The organism is Nocardioides sp. Root190 (assembly GCF_001428565.1).
Classification (GTDB): domain Bacteria; phylum Actinomycetota; class Actinomycetes; order Propionibacteriales; family Nocardioidaceae; genus Nocardioides.
This window is the reverse complement of sequence record NZ_LMIA01000002.1, coordinates 85,992-104,346: the sequence shown is the minus strand read 5'-3', so window position 1 is coordinate 104,346 and position 18,355 is coordinate 85,992. Positions and strand designations below refer to the sequence as shown.

Annotated in this window: 17 protein-coding genes; 5 read left to right on the top strand and 12 right to left on the bottom strand. The window is 69.7% G+C overall.

The annotated features are described in order from the left end of the window. Positions 1–45 precede the first annotated feature (45 nt). On the bottom strand, positions 46–300 hold the full coding sequence (locus ASE01_RS03840) for a WhiB family transcriptional regulator (RefSeq protein ID WP_056748707.1): 255 nt from the start codon (positions 298–300) through the stop codon (positions 46–48). Between the two features lie 143 nt (positions 301–443). Here ASE01_RS03840 and cofD point away from each other — a divergent pair, with 143 nt between their 5' ends. From cofD to ASE01_RS03825, 3 genes are read left to right on the top strand one after another with little or no spacing between them, the layout of a single operon-like run. Next, positions 444–1,484 (top strand): 2-phospho-L-lactate transferase, encoded by a 1,041-nt coding sequence (cofD, locus tag ASE01_RS03835; RefSeq protein ID WP_235535849.1) that lies wholly within the window; start codon positions 444–446, stop codon positions 1,482–1,484. Further along, a complete protein-coding gene (gene cofE, locus ASE01_RS03830; RefSeq protein WP_056748705.1) occupies positions 1,484–2,437 on the top strand; it encodes a coenzyme F420-0:L-glutamate ligase in 954 nt (317 codons plus the stop codon). Before cofD ends, cofE begins: the two co-directional genes overlap by 1 nt. Before the next feature lie 47 nt (positions 2,438–2,484). After that, positions 2,485–3,246 (top strand): DUF3105 domain-containing protein, encoded by a 762-nt coding sequence (locus ASE01_RS03825; protein WP_056748704.1) that lies wholly within the window; start codon positions 2,485–2,487, stop codon positions 3,244–3,246. Positions 3,247–3,465: 219 nt separating this feature from the next. Here the strand turns inward: ASE01_RS03825 and ASE01_RS03820 are convergent, their stop codons facing one another. Next, positions 3,466–4,545: a mannose-1-phosphate guanylyltransferase gene (locus ASE01_RS03820; RefSeq protein WP_056748703.1), complete on the bottom strand. Its 1,080-nt coding sequence runs from the start codon at positions 4,543–4,545 to the stop codon at positions 3,466–3,468. A 24-nt stretch (positions 4,546–4,569) separates the two neighbouring features. Here ASE01_RS03820 and ASE01_RS03815 point away from each other — a divergent pair, with 24 nt between their 5' ends. Continuing rightward, positions 4,570–5,319, top strand: a complete 750-nt coding sequence (locus ASE01_RS03815) for a TIGR03089 family protein (protein WP_056748702.1) — start codon at positions 4,570–4,572, stop codon at positions 5,317–5,319. Between the two features lie 33 nt (positions 5,320–5,352). Here ASE01_RS03815 and ASE01_RS03810 read toward each other — a convergent pair whose 3' ends face one another. From ASE01_RS03810 to ASE01_RS03775, 8 genes are all read right to left on the bottom strand, one after another. Continuing rightward, positions 5,353–7,491, bottom strand: coding sequence for an N-acetylmuramoyl-L-alanine amidase (locus ASE01_RS03810; protein WP_056748701.1), 2,139 nt, complete (start codon positions 7,489–7,491; stop codon positions 5,353–5,355). 417 nt (positions 7,492–7,908) lie between these two features. Next, positions 7,909–8,682: an ABC transporter ATP-binding protein gene (locus ASE01_RS03805; RefSeq protein ID WP_056748700.1), complete on the bottom strand. Its 774-nt coding sequence runs from the start codon at positions 8,680–8,682 to the stop codon at positions 7,909–7,911. Then, a complete protein-coding gene (locus ASE01_RS03800; RefSeq protein ID WP_056748699.1) occupies positions 8,682–9,596 on the bottom strand; it encodes an ABC transporter permease in 915 nt (304 codons plus the stop codon). Before ASE01_RS03800 ends, ASE01_RS03805 begins: the two co-directional genes overlap by 1 nt. Continuing rightward, positions 9,589–11,613 carry a glycosyltransferase gene (locus tag ASE01_RS03795; protein ID WP_056748698.1) on the bottom strand — a complete coding sequence of 675 codons (2,025 nt, stop codon included), beginning with the start codon at positions 11,611–11,613 and terminating at the stop codon, positions 9,589–9,591. The genes ASE01_RS03800 and ASE01_RS03795 overlap by 8 nt, the downstream gene beginning before the upstream one ends. Continuing rightward, positions 11,610–12,806 carry a UDP-galactopyranose mutase gene (gene glf / locus ASE01_RS03790; protein ID WP_235535848.1) on the bottom strand — a complete coding sequence of 399 codons (1,197 nt, stop codon included), beginning with the start codon at positions 12,804–12,806 and terminating at the stop codon, positions 11,610–11,612. Before glf ends, ASE01_RS03795 begins: the two co-directional genes overlap by 4 nt. 6 nt (positions 12,807–12,812) lie before the next feature. After that, entirely contained in the window at positions 12,813–13,754 is a 942-nt protein-coding gene (locus ASE01_RS03785) for a glycosyltransferase family 2 protein (protein ID WP_056748696.1), read from the bottom strand. After that, positions 13,751–14,659: a glycosyltransferase family 2 protein gene (locus ASE01_RS03780; RefSeq protein WP_235535847.1), complete on the bottom strand. Its 909-nt coding sequence runs from the start codon at positions 14,657–14,659 to the stop codon at positions 13,751–13,753. Before ASE01_RS03780 ends, ASE01_RS03785 begins: the two co-directional genes overlap by 4 nt. A 10-nt stretch (positions 14,660–14,669) precedes the next feature. Beyond that, the gene (locus ASE01_RS03775; protein ID WP_056748695.1) at positions 14,670–15,059 is read right to left on the bottom strand and encodes a hypothetical protein; all 390 of its coding nucleotides are present in this window, start codon (positions 15,057–15,059) and stop codon (positions 14,670–14,672) included. A 60-nt stretch (positions 15,060–15,119) separates the two neighbouring features. On the opposite strand from ASE01_RS03775, the gene ASE01_RS03770 reads away from it, so the two are divergent. Beyond that, on the top strand, positions 15,120–15,881 hold the full coding sequence (locus ASE01_RS03770) for an inositol monophosphatase family protein (RefSeq protein ID WP_056748694.1): 762 nt from the start codon (positions 15,120–15,122) through the stop codon (positions 15,879–15,881). A gap of 17 nt (positions 15,882–15,898) precedes the next feature. On the opposite strand, the gene ASE01_RS03765 is transcribed toward ASE01_RS03770, so the two are convergent. Continuing rightward, positions 15,899–17,302 (bottom strand): LCP family protein, encoded by a 1,404-nt coding sequence (locus ASE01_RS03765; RefSeq protein ID WP_056748693.1) that lies wholly within the window; start codon positions 17,300–17,302, stop codon positions 15,899–15,901. Between the two features lie 66 nt (positions 17,303–17,368). Next, positions 17,369–18,349, bottom strand: a complete 981-nt coding sequence (locus ASE01_RS03760) for a threonine/serine dehydratase (protein ID WP_056748692.1) — start codon at positions 18,347–18,349, stop codon at positions 17,369–17,371. Between the last annotated feature and the right edge of the window lie 6 nt (positions 18,350–18,355).

The window sequence follows — 18,355 nt, the reverse complement described above, 5'->3', positions numbered from 1 at the left end:
ACGGTCCGAAGGGGGCGAACCGTCAGCAGGAAGGTCTGACACGCGTCACACGGCGCGCTTCTTGAGCTTGCGTCGCTCCCGCTCGGAGAGTCCGCCCCAGATCCCGAACCGCTCGTCCTTGCCCAGAGCTGCCTCCAGGCACTCCACGCGAACCTCGCAGGTCTGGCAGACCTTCTTGGCCTCGCGCGTCGATCCACCCTTCTCAGGGAAGAACGCCTCAGGGTCGGTCTGAGCGCACAGAGCGCGCTCCTGCCAACCAAGTTCCTCTGACTCTGCCTCGACCAGGAAGAGTTCTCTCACGTTTTCGCCCCTTTACAACTCGACCCGTGCCCGAACGACACATGTGGAATTACATACGTGTCATACCCAAAGAGTCAAGGCCGAATCTGCTATACGCGGCCCGCCGGGACCAAGGTCGCGGGCACTTGGCACAGTTGACCCTCGTGGAAGAGACACCAGATGCGAAACCGCAGCACCTCACCGTCCTCTCGGGCGGCATGGGTGGCGCGAAGTTCCTCCAGGGACTTTTGTACGCCATTCGCACGGGAGCGCTGCCGGGGGTGGGCACCGACGCCCACGTGAAGGTGATCGCCAACACGTGCGACGACTGGTGGGTCCACGGCCTCAAGGTCTGTCCCGATCTCGACACCGTGATGTACACCCTCGGCGACGGGATCGACCTCGAGCGCGGGTGGGGACGGCGCGAGGAGTCCTGGAGCGCGAAGGCCGAGCTCGAGGCGTACGGCGTCGAGCCGACCTGGTTCGGCCTCGGCGACCGCGACATCGCGACCCACTTGGTGCGCACCCAGATGCTCGACGCCGGATTCCCGCTGTCCAGCGTCACCCAGGCGTTGTGCCGACGCTGGCTCGAGCCGGTGTACGGCGAGCAGGTGACCCTGCTCCCGATGACCGACGACCGGGTCGAGACCCACGTCGCCGTCGCCGACGCCGAGGCGGCGAGCGGCAAGCGCGTCATGCACTTCCAGGAGTACTGGGTCCGCCTGCGCGCGCAGGTGCCGGCCGAGAACGTCGTCTTCGTCGGCCTCGACTCCTCGACCCCGGCGCCCGGCGTCCTCGGCGCCATCACCGGCGCCGACGTCGTGATCCTCCCGCCGTCCAACCCCGTCGTCTCCGTCGGCACGATCCTCGGCGTCCCCGGCGTCCGCGAGGCGATCCGGGCCACGTCCGCACGCGTCGTCGGCCTCTCCCCGATCGTCGGCGCCTCGCACGTGCGCGGCATGGCGGAGCAGATGCTCAACGCGATCGGCGTCGAGGTCAGCGCCGCCGGGGTGGGCCTCAACTACGGCGCCCGGGCCAACGGCGGGGTCCTCGACGGCTGGCTCGTCGACACGCGCGATGCCGACCAGCTCGACCGCCTCCGCGCCGCAGGGATCGACGCCGCAGCGGTCCCCCTGATGATGACCGACCACGACGCGACCGCAGCGATGGCTGCCGCCGCCCTCGACCTGGTGAGCGGCCGCTGATGCCCGGCGCACTGAGCGTCATCGCCCCTGACGGCGTACCCGAGATCGAGGCGGGCACCGACCTCGCTGCGGCCCTGCTCGAGGCCCTCGGCGCGGGCACGGTCGTCGACGGCGACATCCTCGTGGTGACCAGCAAGGTCGTCAGCAAGGCCGAGGGACGCGTCGTCCGGGGCGATCGCGAGTCGTGGATCGACGCGGAGAGCGTCCGCCTGGTCGCCCACCGCGGCCCCACCCGGATCGTGCGCAACCGGCTCGGCCTGATCATGGCTGCCGCCGGCATCGACGCCTCCAACGTGGAGGTCGGCTCCATCGTGCTGCTCCCGGAGGACCCCGACGCCTCGGCCCGCCACCTCCGTCGGGCCGTCGCCGAGCGGACCGGCGCGAACGTCGGCGTGATCGTGACCGACACCGCCGGGCGGGCCTGGCGCGAAGGCCAGACCGACATCGCGATCGGTGCCGCCGGCCTGCGGGTCCTGGAGTCGTTCGCCGGTCGCCTCGACGCCCACGGCAACGAGCTCGCCGTGACCGCACCCGCCGTCGCCGACGAGATCGCCGGCGCCGCCGAGCTCGCCCAGAGCAAGCTCGGCGCCCGCCCCTGCGCCCTGGTCCGGGGTCGTGGCGACCTCGTGCTGCCTCCCGGCGAGGACGGGTCCGGTGCCGCCGTACTCATCCGGGCCGAGGGCGCCGACCTGTTCGGGTACGGCGCCCGGGAGGCCGTCGTACGCGCTGTCGCCGGCGACGCCTCGGGGCAGGCCCCCTTCGGCTCGCCCGTCGACTCCCACGACCTCGCCGGAGCCCTCGGGCGAGCCGGAATCACTGCCGCGGTGGACCCGTCGGGAGAGGTCATCTGCCCCTCCGAGAAGCGCGCAGCGGTCGACATCGTCGCCTTCGCCCACGGCTGGTCAGTGGTCGATGACGACACCGACCTGCGCCTTCGCCCACGGACTCCGTAGACTCACCGCGTTCCGCCGCACCCACCCAGACGAGGTAGCCCCGCACCGTGGCCAAGTCAAGCAAGTCCGAGAAGTCGGACCGTCGCCAAGTCATCGACGACATCAGGCGCAAGCAGAAGAGCGCCGAGAAGCGTCAGGGCAGGGCCATCGTCGGTATCTGCGTGCTCGTCGCCTTCCTGATCGTGGGCGCTGCGGCGTTCAATCCGATCAAGACCGCGATCGAGAAGCAGCGCTACGCGGGCAAGGACCTGGCCGACATCGGCGCCAGCGCCGACGCCTGCGGTGAGATCACCGAGAAGGAGGCCACGGGCAGCGGCGACCACGTCGACAAGGACCAGCAGGTCACCTACGAGGAAGCTCCCCCGGCCTTCGGCGCGCACTGGAACGAGGCCGGCCTCGCGCCCGCCCCGATCACCGACCGGTACTACACGGCCGACACCCGCCCCGAGCTCGAGTCACTCGTGCACAACCTCGAGCACGGCTACACGATCCTCTGGTACGACGCCACCGCCGCCAAGAACTCCGGGGAGATCGCCGCGATCAAGGCGATGGCCGCGACCCTCGACGCCAACGACACGAACCAGCGCCTGAAGTTCAAGGCCGCCCCGTGGACGTCCGACGACGCCAAGGAGACCGGCAAGGGCTTCCCCAAGGGTCAGCACATCGCCTTCACCCACTGGCGCAACGACGCCGCCAACGAGAAGTCGTTCGGCGCGTGGCAGTACTGCACCGACGCCAGCGGCGAGGCCCTGAAGAGCTTCATGAAGAAGTACCCCTTCACCGACGCGCCCGAGCCCTTCGTTCCGTAGTTCTGCGCGAGCGCGTCTCCGCTGCGGCGGGGGCAGCAAGCTGCCGGAGCTTCGCTCCCGACGCGCTGCCGCGCGCGCAGTTGGCTCCGGTAGGTGGCTGGGAACGCCTGGCGGCACGCCGAGCGTATGAACCACGGCGCGAGCGCGGGGCCTTCGGCGGAGAAGACCAGCCACTTCGGTGGAGAGAACCACGCACTTCGCGGCCAGCGGGGCCACCCGTCAGGTCAGGTCCGTACGACCCTGGTCCTTGAGGGCAGCCACGATGTTCTTGACCTCCTGCGCACGCGCGCGGGTGGTCACCAGGAGGGCGTCGGGGGTGTCCACGACGACCACGTCGTCCAGGCCGATCACGGCCACGACCCGTCCTGAGCCGGGCACCACGATGCCGGTGGCGCCGATCAGGTGGGTCAGGGACTCCTCGCCGAGGACCGTGCACTTCTCGTCGGCGCCCAGCAGCGTGGCGAGGGAGTCGAAGTCGCCGACGTCGTCCCAACCGAAGCCGCCGGGGACCGTGGCCACCTTGCCCGCCGTGGCGGCAGGCTCGGCCACGGCGTGGTCGATCGCGATCCGCGGGAGGGTGTCCCAGAGCTCGGCGAGGCGGTCCGGCTCGGCGGCGATCGCGCGCAGCGTGGCCGCGAAGGCGGGATCCTGCTCGGCGAGCAGGTCGAGCAGCACGGTGGGGCGTACGACGAACATCCCGGCGTTCCACCGGTAGCGGCCGGTGGCGAGGTACTCCTCGGCAACGGGCACCGACGGCTTCTCGACGAACTCCACGACCCGGCGCACACCGGGGTGGCCCTCCAGCGCATCGCCCTGGTGGATGTAGCCGAACGCCGAGGACGCGAAGGTCGGCTCGATCCCGATCGTGACCAGCCAGCCCTCGCGGGCGGCGGCAACGGCGTCCGCCACCGTCCGGCTGAAGGCCTCGACGTCGCCGATCACGTGGTCGGCGGCGAAGGAGCCCATCACCTCGGCCTCGCGGCGCTCCAGGACGGCCGCAGCCAACCCGATCGCCGCCATCGAGTCGCGGGCCGACGGCTCGGCGAGGACGGCGTCCTCGGGCAACGTGTGCAGCTGGGCGCGGACGGCGTCACGGTGGGCCTCGCCGGTCACCACCAGCACCCGGTCCCCCACCAGCGGCGAGAGGCGATCAGCGGTCTGCTCGAGCAGCGTGCGACCAGAACCGGTGAGGTCGTGGAGGAACTTCGGCGAGCGGGAACGGGACAGCGGCCAGAGCCGGGTGCCGGCTCCGCCCGCGGGGACCACGGCCCAGAAGCCGGGGATCTCGTCAGCGACCATGCGCGGCACCCTATCCTCGACACAGTGACGACCGGGAGCGCGACCACCTTCGCCGACGTACTGACCAGACGACTCCGCAACGACCCCGGGCAGCCGCTGGTCACCTTCTACGACCACGACACCGGCGAACGCGTGGAGCTCTCGGTGACCACGTGGGCCAACTGGGTCGCCAAGGCCAGCTCCCTGCTGGTCGACGAACTCGGCCTCGAGCGCGGTGACCGGATCGGGATCGACCTGCCGCCGCACTGGCTCGGGACCGTCTTCGTCGGCGCGGCCTGGAACGCCGGACTGGTCGTCGTCCCCCTGCCGGACCCGGCCGACCCGGCCACCGACCTGTCCGCCGTGGTCTGCGGCCCCGACGCCGTCGAGGGGTGGGCAGCCCACGGTCCCGACGTCGAGGTGCTCGCCTGCGCACTGCTGCCGATGGGCGTGCGGTTCAAGGACCCGCTGCCGGCCGGCGTACGCGACGTCGGGGTGGAGATCTGGTCCCAGCCCGACGCCTTCACACCGTGGGACCCGCCCGGTCCCGAGGACATCGCGCTCTCCTCCCCCGCCGGCGAGGTCACCCACGCCACGCTGTGGGGAGAGGCAGCCGCCGGCACGCTGGTGGGCGGCGGCCGCCTCCTCTCGGTCGCGAATCCCCTCTCGGAGCCCGCGACCTTCAGTGAACCGCTCACCCAGGGCGGTTCACTCGTCCTGGTCGCCAAGGCCGTTCAGGGCCTGCTCGAGGCGGCGTACGCCGCCGAGCGTGCCACTGCCCGCTTCCCTGCCTAGACGACCAGGACAAGCCGTTCGTGGTGGCGCCGGTCAGCCGGCCATGTCGTAACCCGTCGCCCGCGCCACGATCACCGGCGTACCGAAGCCGGCCGTCGTCACCGGGATGAAGTAGACGTTGTTGTTGCGCTTGTCCCTCGCAATGATGTCCGTGTGCCCCTCGGGGTCCACCGACGCCACCGGGACGTACCAGTCGTAGTTGGTCGCCGTGCCCTTGAGCGTCTTGGCCGAGGTCCAACCACCGGGCCCGTTGCCCAGGTAGAGCGTCAGGACGTTGCCGCGACGCACGATGCTGTCGGGCGCCCCGTCGGTGTTCCAGCGGCCCACCGCGAGGTGCTCGCCGTCCCCGATCGCGGCGTACGCCGGATAGCTGGTCTTGAAGCCGGACAGGCCGTTGCCCGGGTAGATCCGCATCGCGGCCCCGGCCTTCGACTGGGCCATCAGGTCCGGCCAGCCGTCGCCGGTGACGTCACCCACCGGCGCCACCAGGCGCCAGGCGGTGATCGGACCGCTGAGGACCACACCGGTGGCGAGCTTGCCGCCGCCGAGGCCCCGGTACAACAGCAGGCGCTTGTCGGAGCGACGGACGCCGATCACGTCGACCTCGCCGTCCCGGTCCCAGTCGCCCGCCTTCCAGAACTTGGTGAGACCCGTGAAGTTGCGGCCGGTGCTGATCGGGGCGTCGAAGATGTAGCGCCCACCGCTCGGCCGGATCGGCAACACCATGCCGCGACCGTCCGACGCACGACGCACGATCAGGTCCGGCTGGCTCGCGCCGGCCATGTTCGACTCGAGCTCACGACCGCTCCACGACTTCTGCAGCGCCCGCGCCTTCGTGCGGATCGCCGGGATCTGCGCATAGAGGTAGCGCCCCGGACACGCAGTGCTCCCTGCGTCGCGGTGACCGTTGATCGCCCTGAACGACTTCGACCCGACCCGCTGGCTGGTGCTGCTGGCCGAGACGCCGTGCAGGGAGAGCTTCCAGGCGAAGACCTGGGCGTACGCCGTGATCATCGCGGACGTCGGCTGCGCGGTCTCGTAGTTGCCGATGGCCGACATCGCAAAGGAGTACTGGTTGTAGCCCTGGGTGTGCGCGCCGACCACAGGGCGGTCCACGCCGCCCGCGCGGCCCTCCCAGATCCGGCCGTACTTGTCGACCAGGAAGTTGTAGCCGATGTCGCTCCAGCCGCGCGTCTTGACGTGGTAGTTGTAGATGCTCCGGATGATCCCGGGCACCTCCGCCGACGTGTAGTTGTTGGCGTTGACCGTGTGGTGCACGAAGCCTGCGTGCACCTCGTAGTAGCTCAGTGACGACGCATCCCGGATCGACTCGTCGGCCCCCCACTGGGCCCGGGAGTAGATCTTGGGCTTCGGTGTCACCACGCCGGCCTGCATCGCCAGGTCACCGTCGCTCGAGGGCTGCTCGGTCAGCGGGGTGTCGCTCGCGGGGTCCCCGGTCGTGCCGTCGTCCACCGACGCGCTGGAGGACAGACGCGACGTGTCGATCGCGGGCCTCTCCTTCGCGGTCGAGGCGGCGTCGCCCGGGTCGACGACGGCGAGCTTCATGTCGGTCGGCGCGCCGTCCTGGGTCGTCACCTTCACCTGGACGGCGTCGACGTGGCCGACCAGCAGTGCGTCTGTCCCGGGACGGGCGTTGCGGCCCTCCGCCGTACGGGGGTCGGGGCCGTGCTCGTCGTGGTACTCCGCGTCCGTCCAGCCCGACCAGGAGTCCCCGGTCTTCGTGCGGACCTGGATCCCGATCGCGTCGTCGGAGACCTCGTTGGCGCGATCCCACGTCACGCCGACCGTGCCGTACCCCTCGACCGGCACCACGTCGCTGTTGATGACTTCCCCGCCATCGGCAGTGAGCTTCTCGCTCGCGTGCACCTCAGAGCTCGCTCCGGAGCCGCCAGCGTCGTCCTGGGGCGTCAGGGCGTACTCCTCGACCTCGGCCTCGACCGGCGCGGTGGGCACCTCGGTGGGCGCCGCCTGGAGCGCGACGTCGCTCGGCGACAGGTCGAGCGGGTGGGTCGGACGAACGTCCATCGTCACCGTACGGGCGGCGGGCGTGAGCACCGCGACCACGACCGCGAGCGCCAGCATCTGCTGGCAAAGGGTCACGAACTTGATCCGATGAGCCCGCTGCGGGCCCTCCAGGACGTGCTTCGACATGGCTGCTGCTCCAGACCTGTGTGCCGGGGAAGGTGTCACACGAGTAGCAACTTTCACATGCGTCACAGGAGTTGTGAAGAGGCGGTGAGTAACTACACGGCTGTAATTTCCAGTCGACACGCCGACAACGTGCAGATTTCTCGATCGGCGGGTGGTGGCCGGGCCTGAGGGGGTCGGCTGCGCCGTGGTGCGCGAAGTGCGCGGTTCTCTCCGGCCAGGGGTCGCGTTTTCTCCGCCCAGGTACGACGGCGGGGGTGCACGAGACGCACTTGGATGGAGAAAACCACGCACTTCGCGGCGGCCGATGGACCACGAGGGACACTCATCCGCCGAGCCGTTGACGAGCGAGAGCGACTGTCTTGCCGTCAGACCGACTGGGCGAGTCACTCGATGAGCGACACGCTCGGCCCATCCAACTCAGATGTCGTTGCCCATCTCGTCGTCGGTGATCTCGTTGTCACTGTCGGGGGTGTCGTACTCGAGGTAGTGGATGCCGGCCTTGGGCTCGCCGTCGAAGCCGAGGCGGCCCTTCTCGAGGACGATGACGCGGCTGCACATCTTCTCGACCGAGGCGGGTGAGTGGCTGACGTAGACGAGGGTGCGGCCGCTGTCGCGGATCTCCATCATCTTCTTCATGCACTTCGCGCGGAAGGGCTTGTCGCCGACGGCGAGGACCTCGTCGGCGAGGAAGATGTCGGAGTCGACGTGGACGGCGACGGCGAAGCCGAGGCGCGCGCGCTGGCCGGACGAGTAGTGGCCGACGGGTGCCTCGAGGGTGCGGCCGAGGTCGGCGAAGGCGACGATGTCGTCGTACTTCCGCTTGAGCTCACGCTCGGACATGCCGAGGATGGCGGCGTTGAGGACGAGGTTCTCCTCACCGCTGAGCTGGGGGTGGAAGCCGGCTCCGGTGGCGATCAGGCCGGCGATGCGGCCGCGGGTCAGCAGGGTGCCGTTGTCGGGGCGCATGACGCCGTTGATCATCTTCAGCAGGGTCGACTTGCCGGAGCCGTTGAGGCCCATCAGACCGATCGACTCGCCCGCCTCGACCTTGAAGGACACGTCCTCGAGGGCGTTGAACCGGTCGCTGGTCTTGACCCCGCGGGCCTTGGCGACCGTGACCTCCTTGAAGGTCCGGTGGTAGCGGAGGGTGAACTCCTTGGTGACGTTCTCCAGGAGGATCGAGGTCGTCATCAGAGGCGCTCCGGGATCTTGTTCTCAAGCCGGCTGAACACCCACTGGGAGAAGGCGAGCAGGACGAGGCAGAAGGCGAGGGCCACGAAGCCGTGGGTGAGCAGGTTGTCCGGCATGATCACGTCTCCCCTGGCCTCGAGCTCAGCCATCTCGGCGTCGCTGATGGTTGGCACCCAGAAGGCGCGCTGGAAGAGCACGACAGCGTCGGCCAGCGGGTTGAGCAGGTAGTAGTCGGCGAAGCGGCCGAACCGGTCGTGCACCATCGCGTAGGGGTACATCATCGGGACGCCGAAGCGGACGAAGTTCGTCAGCACGTTGACGATGTTGCCGAAGTCGCGGAAGAAGACGTTCGCGGCACTGAAGAGCAGCGCCCCGGACAGGCCGATCGCAGCAATGATCAGCAGCGCCAGGACCAGGCAGACCACGGCGACGGCGTCGGGGGTCCAGCCGCTCAGGACGCAGGCGATCACGAGCACGACGACCTGCGGGACCACGTGGTAGAGCGAGACCAGCATGGTCGCCACGGGGAACATCTCGCGTGGCATCGCCATCTTCACGACGAGCGCCTTGTTGCGCATGATCGACCGGGTGCCCGCGCCGAAGGTCTCGTTGAAGAAGTGGACCAGGATCAGCGCCGAGAACAGGTGGATCGGGAAGTTCGGCAGGTCCTTGTGGAGCTGGAACAGGAACCCGATGACGAACCAGTAGATGAAGAACTGGGTCAGCGGGTTGATGTAGGACCACATCAGGCCGAGGAAGGAGCCCTGGTAGCGGGCGCTGATCTCGCGCTGCACCAGCAGCCGGAGCAGGTAGTGACGCTGGAAGACCGCGAAGAGCCCGTTGTCCGCGGACGGCGGCTTGAGCGGGATGTCCTCGGGGTTGCGCGACAGGTCGTCGGTCGCGATGTCAGTCATCGCTCGCCCCCTCGGTCCAGGGGGCGAAGGTCTTCTCCCACGTCTCCGGCGAGGTGATGTCGCCCAGCGCGGCGCGGTACTCGGCCGCGATGTCGTCCCAGTCGCGGCGGAACCGGCGGTGGAGCTCGATGGTACGGCGCACGAGCGCCTTGTAGCGGTCGCGGTCGCGCACGTAGAGCGCCGCGGAGGTGCCGTCGTTCATGGAGACGACCGCTGAGTCGAAGCTGGCGATGCGGTACCACTTGGCGTCCATCGCGCGGACCTCCACCTCGGGGAACTCCTTCGCGAGGTCGCGGGGCTCCTTGAGCTGGCGGATCGGGGCGAGGCCGGCGGTGATGACCTTCGAGAGCCGGCCGGGGACCTCGGTCATGTCCTTGCCCTTGCGCGGCGGCTTCTGCCGGCGTACGGGCGGGAAGTCGTCCGGGTCGGCGTGCAGCTGCGCGTCGGTGAACTCCTTGCGGAACGCGTTGACCTCACCGAGGCGGGTGGCCAGCATCCCGTGCAGCCCGTGCGGACCGGCGAGGACGTCCTCGAGGGCCTGGAGGCGGAGCTCGACGGTGGAGTACTGCATCGAGACCAGGTGGGCCAGGTCGAAGGCGATGCTCTCCGGGAGCAGGCGGCCACCGCGGGGGTAGCCGGAGTGCAGCAGCGCCGCGACGTAGCGGTTGCGCTGGTGGAAGTAGGCCTGCCAGTCCAGCGCGTCGTTCTTGTCGGTCCACGGCACGTGCCAGACCGCGGCACCGGGGAAGGTGACCGTCGGGAAGCCCGCAGCCTTGGCGCGCAGGCCGTACTCGGAGTCGTCCCACTTGATGAAGAGCGGGAGCGACAGGCCGATCTCCTCGAGCACCTTGCGCGGGATCAGGCACATGAACCAGCCGTTGAAGTCGACGTCCTGGCGCTTGTGCAGCCACCGCGCGGACCTCAGGTTGCGGGCACCGAAGTCCCAGTCGTTGTAGCCGTCGCGCGGCGACATCCACCAGAAGCGGTACGGCTGGATGATCTCACCGAAGCTGTGCAGGCGGCTCTTGGCGTAGAGGCTGAACATGTGGCCGCCGACGATGGTCGAACGGCGGGCGAGGTCACCGAAGGTGACCGCGCGGATGATGCCCTCGGGCTCGCAGACGACGTCGTCGTCCATCATCATCGCGTAGGTCGCGGTGCCCTTGCGGACGGACTCGAGCTGGCCGCGGGCATAGCCGCCGGAGCCACCGAGGTTGCCCTGCTCGATGACCCGGAGCTTCTCGCCCAGGCCGGCCCGGGCTGCGGGGAAGGTCGGGCTGTCGGTGACGAGCTTGGTGCCCTGCTCCATGACGAAGACGGAGTCGAGGTAGGGCAGGAGTTCGGGGGTGCCGAGCTGGACGAGCAGCTCGGCGCAGAAGTCCGGGCGGTTCATGGTGGTGATGGCCAGGTCGACGGTGCCGTGCTCGGCACGGTCGGCCGGGACGTCGGCGGACCACTCGGCGGACTCGACGGTCACGTCACCGTGGCCGGCCAGGACGTCGTACCAGTACCAGCCGCCGTCGATGAACGGACCGAGCGGCAGGTCGAAGGTGAGGGTGGTCGAGCCCTCGGCGTCGGTCACGCCGCTGGCGACCTTCTGCTGGCGGCCGTTGGCCATCGACTTGTTCACGATGAGGGTGGCGCCGGCACCACGGATGGTCACGCTGAGGGTGACCGCGGTGACGAGGGTCCAGCGGCGCCAGTAGCTCGCCGGGAACGCGTTGAAGTACGTTCCGAAGGAGAGCTTCTCCCCCGTCGGGATGTGGACGGCGGTGCGGGAGAGCACCTGGTCGGGGCGCACCGTGCGTCCGGTCGAGGTCTTCTGCCGGATCGAGGCGGCGTTGAGCTCCTTGGCGCCCCGCGAACCGCCGACGACGTACTTGTCCTCGTCGAGGTTGGACTCCTCGGGGTCGAGATAGAGCGGCAGGACGTCGACGTCGCTGTCCAGCGGCAGGATCTGTCGCTGGAGGACGCGCTTCACGGTCGCCGCGGCGCCCGGGTCCGTCGTCGTGGTCATGCGTCCACCCCACCACTCTTGAGCTCGGCACCGTCAGCGAAGTGCGGCCGGAGCTTGTTGTCGAACATGGAGAGCGCCGCAGCGATCGCCATGTGCATGTCGAGGTACTTGTAGGTGCCGAGTCGACCACCGAAGAGCACCATCGGCTCCTTGGCGGCCAGGTCGCGGTACTTCAGGAGCTTCGCGCGGTCCTCGGCGGTGTTGATCGGGTAGTACGGCTCGTCGTCGTCCTCGGCGAAGCGGCTGTACTCGTGCACGACGACCGACTTGCCGGGCAGGTAGGTGCGCTCGGGGTGGAGGTGCTTGAACTCGAGCACGCGGGTCCACGCGACGTCCTGGTCGTTGGCGTTCACCACGCCGGTGCCCTGGTAGTCGTCGACGTCGACGACCTCGGACTCGAGGTCGACCGTGCGCCAGGAAAGGCGGCCCTCGGAGTTGCCGAAGTACTCGTCGACGGGACCGGTGTAGACGATCGGGACCTTGCCCTTGAACTCCTCGGCCACGTCGAAGAAGTCGGTGTCGACGCGGACCTCGATGTTCGGGTGGTCGGCCATCCGCTCGAGCCAGGCGGTGTAGCCGTCGACCGGGAGGCCTTCGTACTTGTCGTTGAAGTAGCGATTGTCGAAGTTGTAGCGGACCGGGAGGCGCGTGATGATCTCGGCGCTGAGCTCGGTGGGGTCCGTCTGCCACTGCTTGGCGGTGTAGCCCTTGATGAACGCCTCGTAGAGCGGGCGCCCGATCAGGCTGATCGCCTTCTCCTCGAGGTTCTTCGCGTCCTTGGTGTCGATCTCGCTGGCCTGCTCGGCGATCAGCGCCCGCGCCTCGTCCGGCGTGTGGCTCCTGCCGAAGAAGCTGTTGATCAGCGCGAGGTTCATCGGCAGGGAGTAGACCTGTCCCTGGTACTTGCCGAACACCTTGTGCTGGTAGTTCGTGAACGCGGTGAACCGGTTGACGTACTCCCACACCCGCTCGTTGCTGGTGTGGAAGAGGTGGGTGCCGTACTTGTGCACCTCGATCCCCGTCTCGGGCTCGAACTCGCTGTAGGCGTTGCCGCCGAGGTGGTAGCGCCGCTCGAGGACGAGCACCTTGAGGTCGAGGTCGGTGGCGCAGCGCTCAGCGATGGTGAGACCGAAGAAGCCGGAACCGACAACGACGAGATCGGGCAGACCGGGGGTCGACGAAGTAGGTGACACGATGGGTCAGTCTACGGATCGGGACGGTAGGGACCGCATCCGACGCGCGTCACGTACACCACGGGTGACGTTGCGCACCTCGGCGCGGCCCCCACGCAGCGGGCTCAGGAGGACCACGACGAGCGCGATCAGCCACGGCTTGAGGCGGACCAGGACGTTCTCGCCGTAGCGGAAGTGCACCGCGAACAGGTTGCGGTACATGTAGTAGCCCTTCCAGCCCGCGAGGTCGTGCTGCTGGTCGAAGTCGAGCTGGCGGACCAGGACGGCGTCACGCACCGCGAGGATCGCGAACCCGGCACGACGGGCCCGGATCGCGAAGTCCACGTCGTCGTAGAAGATGAAGTACGACGGGTCGGGCAGCCCGATCGTCTCGACCACCGTGCGGCGCACGAAGAACCCCTCGAAGGCGACGTTCTCCACCTCGACGGTGGCCGGCATCGAGGCCCGGTCCGGGTACGTCGAGTCGATGCTCGCCGTCTTGGGCCGGATCGCGAGCGGGTTGGCCAGGTCGAAGCGGAGCGCGGCCTTCTCGACCAGCGCACCGCTGCGGTCCTCGCGGACGGCGATCAGGCACGGCCCGTCGACCTCGAGCAGCCGGGTGAGGCAGTCGGGAGCGGGGACGACGTCGTCGTCCATCAGCCAGAACGCGTCGTTGCCGTCGTCGTACGCCGCCTTGAGACCGGCGTGGAACCCGCCGGCGCCGCCGATGTTCTCGGGCGAGGTGATCGGGACCAGGCGGGGCAGCATCCCGGAGGCCACGGCCTCGGCCAGCACCTCGGCGGTGTGGTCGGTGCTCGCGTTGTCGACGACGAAGACCACCTCGGGCGCCCGATCGAGGCCAGCCAGGCCCTCGAGCATGCCGCGGAGCAGGTCGGCGCGGTTGTAGGTCACCACGACGACGGCGACCTTCTCGGTGCCCTTCTCGGTGTCCTTGTCGGTGCCGGTCATCGCAGGAACCTCCGGTGACCCGTGAAGTCGCCGCGCAGGCCGGCCACGGCCGCGCGGGCGCTCAACGGGATCCGGCCGGGCTGGCGACGGGTGACGAGGTAGAACCACACGGTCTTGAGCCAGAACAGCAGGACGTGGACCCACCCGCGGTAGGCGCGCAGGTTCAGCGTGTTGTTGCGCGCCATGCAGTAGTGCTTGAGGTCGCTCGGGGTGTGGTTGTACGTCGTACGGCCCCACATCATCGGCGTCCCGAGGTCGTCGGTGGCGGGGTGGTGGAAGTGCGCGTCGACGACCGTCGCGATCCGGGCACCCGCGCGCTCGGCCCGCCAGAGGTACTCCACGTCGTCGCCCCAGATGAAGAACTCCTCGCGGGGCAGCCCGATCCGCTCGACCAGGTCCCGCGTCACGAGCACGCCGTTGAACGGGATCACGACGCCGTCGATCAGGCCCTCCCTGGCCGCCCCCTCGACCGCGGCCACCTCGTGGACGACCTTGGTGCCACCTGGCAGGCGGATCGGGAAGCAGAGTCGCGACGGGTCGTGCTCGGCGAGCACCGCGGGACCGCAGAACTCCAGGCCGTCGCGCTCGACGCGGGCCAGGAGCAGGTCGAGGCAGTCCGGTGCGGGCATCCCGTCGTCGTCCATCAACCAGACCAGGTCGGCGCCCTCGCGGACCGCCCAGCCGAGTCCGTGGTGGAAGCCGCCGGCGCCACCGGTGTTGGTGGGGAGCGTCTCGTGGCGCACGACCGGGGACTGCAGACCTGCCAGCCACTCCCCCGTGCCGTCGGTCGAGGCGTTGTCGACCACGAGGACCTGCTCCAGACCGTCGGTCTCGAGCAGCCGCGGGATCAGTCGCTGCAGCATGGGCAATCGGTTGAAGGTCACCACGACCGCCTGCACGCGCACGGCCGTCACCCTACTGCTCGCTCACCAGACCATCAGGATCGAGACGGGGCGGGAGCGCGGCCAGCGCAGCCTGGACGAGCGCGGTCCGCGCCTTGACCACCACGGCGCGCTTGACCCGGCCGAGGCCGTCACCGGCGAGTCGGGCGACGACCTCGCTGATCTCGCTGTCCGTGTACGACGGCCGGGCGCCTGCGGCCACCTCGACGTCGGGCAGCGCCACGAGCACCGGGAGGATCTGGTCGCCGAGTGCGTCGAGGACCTTGAAGCGCTGGAAGCGGTCCATCTCGGCCCACACGGTGTCGATGTCGACGCCCTTGCGGCGCAGCTTGCGGTTCGACGCCACCACGAGCTTGCCCGCTCCGGCGAGCGCGACGGTCAGCTCGTGCTCGGTGAATCGCATGTGACCAGCATGACGGACGACGAATCACGACTGGCGCCCCGGCCGCACTACCGTGGAGGTGTGGACACCGACTCCGTGCTGGCCCTGCTCAAGGACGTGGCGGACGAGGTGATCAACCCGCGCTTCCGGGCGTTGGCCGACCACCAGGTGTCCGAGAAGAACCCCGGCGACCTGGTGACGATCGCGGACCACGAGTCCGAGGCGCTCATCACGGCCGCCCTCAACGCTGCCTACCCCGACGCCGTGATCCTTGGCGAGGAGGCGATGGCGTCCGATCCGGCCCTGCTGCAGCGCTTCGACGCGGCCGAGCACGGCTTCACCGTCGACCCCGTCGACGGCACCAAGAACTTCGTCAACGGCTCTCCCGACCACGCCGTCATGGTCGCCGAGGTCGTCGGCAACGAGGTGACCCGCGGCTGGATCTGGCAGCCCCAGCACGGCAAGGCGTACGTCGCCGAGCGTGGCTCCGGCGCCACGCTCAACGGCGAGCCGCTGGTCGTCACGACCGGCACCGGTGCGCCGTACCGCACTGCACGTCGCCAGTGGGTCGGTCGCGAGCTCGCCGACCTCGGCACGATGGAGCTCACCTGGGCCTGCTGCGGTGTCGACTACCCGCGCCTGATGGCCGGCGACGCCGCCGCGCTGGTCTACAGCCGCAGCATGCCGTGGGACCACCTGCCAGGCAGCCTGATCCTCACCGAGGCCGGCGGCGTGATCGGCGGCCACGACGGTCAGCCGCTCTCACCGCGCGGCCTCCAGGGCGGCATCGTCGCGGCTCCCGACCGGGCGACGTACGACGCCGTGGTCGCTGCGCTGGCCTGAGGGCCCGGCAGCAGCGATCAGCAGGCGGCAGCGACGTCGTCGGTCTCGTTGGCGGCGTAGCCGTCGCTGCGCGAGCCGATCGATCCGCCGGTGACCTTGCCGTCGCCGGTCTTCTTCTTGCCGGCCTTGACCTTGCCCTCGGCACGGTCGATGGCGCCGGCCACCATGGCCTGCACCTTCTCGATGTCCGGCTTCGCCGTGTTGACCTGCGGCGGCACGAGCGAGACCGTCGACACCTTCTCCTCGCGCGCTCGCAGGGCGAGCTCGACGAAGTCGGTGAGCGCCCCACCGGGGATGTCGGTCTGGATCATCGCGCTCGATGCCTGCGCGATCTCCTGGAAGTTCGTGAGCGCCTGGGCGGGACTGATCTGGGTCAGCAGCCCGGTCATCACGCACTTCTGCCGGGCCATGCGTGAGTAGTCGTCGCTGCCCTCGCGCGAGCGGGCGAACCAGAGCGCCTCGAAGCCGTTGAGCTTGCGCTCGCCCGGCTCGATGTAGCCGGTGACGTCCTTGCCGAGGCCACCCACCGGGATCCGCTGGCGGACGTTGAGCGAGACCCCACCGAAGGCGTCGACGAGTCGCTTGAAGCCCTTCATGTTGACCATGACCCAGTAGTTCATCTCCAGGCCGGTGATGCCCTCGATGGCCTGGACCGTGGCATCGATGCCCGGCGTGTCGGAGTCGAAGAGCTCGGTGTGGTCCTCGGCCCAGGTGCTGACCCCGTTGAGGTAGCAGCCGTCGCAGTTGAAGCCCTCGGGGAACTGCTTGTCCATGACCGAGCCCTCGCGGAACGTGAAGTTCTGCATGTTGCGGGGCAGTCCGACCATGACGGTGCGACCGCTCTGGGCGTCGATCGAGGCCACCGTCATCGAGTCGGGACGCAAGCCCCAGCGGTCGGCCCCGGAGTCGCCGCCGAGCAGGAGGATGTTGTAGCGGCCGGCGTGCGAGCCGCCGATGTCCCCGTCGACGAACATCGTCAGCCAGTCGCGCTGGACGGCAGCGAGGTGCGCGGCGAACAGCATGGTGCCGGCGACGGAGAAGCAGAGGATGCCGTTGATGCCGACGACGGCCCGACGGTGCGGAAGGCGCAGGCTGAGCGGCTGACCGATCCGCCACGCGTCGACGAACAGTGCGGCCCAGGCGATGGCGCCTGCGATGAGGTACAGCCGCAGCACGAGCAGGAAGGTCGGACTGAGCGCCAGGTGCAGGGCGTAGGAACGGTCGATGAGGAGCCGGACTCCGAGGAAGCCGAGCACCAGCAGCGTGGCGACCCAGATGCGCACCGCGATCCGGCCGACGCGGTGGTTGCCGGCGAGGAGCTGGGCGGACCCCGGGACGACCAGGGTGAACGCCATCAGGGTCAGGGCCCGGCGAAAACGGACCCGGGCAGCACGCTCATCGACGGCTCCGGGCTCACGCACCCGCCCAGTATCACCAGTCCCACCCGCCACACGGGTGGCGACGCGCCGCGCTGCGACAGGTCCGGCTCAGGCTGCGGCCAGGCGAGCGATCTCGTCCGCCGAGGCGTTCGCCCCGGTGCACATCACCGCGACCAGGCCGCGGGCACCGGGCCCGGACGCGATCAGGCCGGCCAGGGCCGCGGCGCCGGCGCCCTCGGCGAGGGTGTGCGCACGGCTGGCCAGCAGCCGGGCCGCCGTGTCGATGTCGTCGTCGGTGACCAGCAGGAAGTCGTCGAGCCGGCCGCGCAGCAGGCGCTGGGTCAGCTCGTAACCGGTGGTGGTCGCCAGCCCCGAGGCCCGGGTGGTGGAGGGGGCCTGCTCGATCCGGCCGCTGCGCCAGGACTGCCAGCCGGCGGGAGCCGCGGCCGACTGGACGCCGATGATCCGGCAGCCGGGCGCGAGCGCGTCGCGGACCAGGCAGGCGCCGGCGGCACCCGTGCCGCTGCCGATGGGCACCAGGACCGCGTCGAGCGGGGTGCCGGCGGCGGCCGCCTGGCCGAACAGTTCGCCGTACGCCGTGGCGTGCCCGAGCACGATGCGCGGGTCCGTCGGACAGATGAACGACCCACCAGAGCTCGCCGCGTGGGCGCGGGCCGCCTCGGCTGCCTCTCCCAGGCTCGCTCCGCGCACGAGCACCTCGGCGCCGAGGGCAGCCACGGCGTCGCGCTTGACGGCGGGCGCCGTGCCGGGCATCACGACCGTGGCGCGTACGCCGGCCAACCGGGCGCCGTACGCCACCGACTGGGCGTGATTGCCCGTGGAGCAGGTGACCAGTCCGTGGGCGCGCTCGGGCTCGGTCAGGGTCGCGGCGAGGTGCACCCCACCGCGGACCTTGAAGGAGCCGGTCGGCAGGACGTGCTCGTGCTTGATCACCACGTCGGCCGCGATCCCTCGCTCGCGCAGGGCCAGGTCGAGCAACGGGTGTGCCTGCAACGGAGTGGCCGGGAGCTCACGCGCGACCACCTCGGCGGCGCGGGTGATGTCCACGTAGGTCAGCTCGATGCTCACGGCCCC

What these genes read in the sequence shown, in the direction of transcription:
- cofE (WP_056748705.1), top strand. Translation starts at nt 1,484, where the DNA reads ATGCCCGGCGCACTGAGCGTCATCGCCCCTGACGGCGTACCCGAGATC.
- ASE01_RS03820 (WP_056748703.1), bottom strand. Translation starts at nt 4,545, where the DNA reads ATGGTCGCTGACGAGATCCCCGGCTTCTGGGCCGTGGTCCCCGCGGGC.
- ASE01_RS03810 (WP_056748701.1), bottom strand. Translation starts at nt 7,491, where the DNA reads ATGTCGAAGCACGTCCTGGAGGGCCCGCAGCGGGCTCATCGGATCAAG.
- ASE01_RS03805 (WP_056748700.1), bottom strand. Translation starts at nt 8,682, where the DNA reads ATGACGACCTCGATCCTCCTGGAGAACGTCACCAAGGAGTTCACCCTC.
- ASE01_RS03800 (WP_056748699.1), bottom strand. Translation starts at nt 9,596, where the DNA reads ATGACTGACATCGCGACCGACGACCTGTCGCGCAACCCCGAGGACATC.
- ASE01_RS03795 (WP_056748698.1), bottom strand. Translation starts at nt 11,613, where the DNA reads ATGACCACGACGACGGACCCGGGCGCCGCGGCGACCGTGAAGCGCGTC.
- ASE01_RS03785 (WP_056748696.1), bottom strand. Translation starts at nt 13,754, where the DNA reads ATGACCGGCACCGACAAGGACACCGAGAAGGGCACCGAGAAGGTCGCC.
- ASE01_RS03775 (WP_056748695.1), bottom strand. Translation starts at nt 15,059, where the DNA reads ATGCGATTCACCGAGCACGAGCTGACCGTCGCGCTCGCCGGAGCGGGC.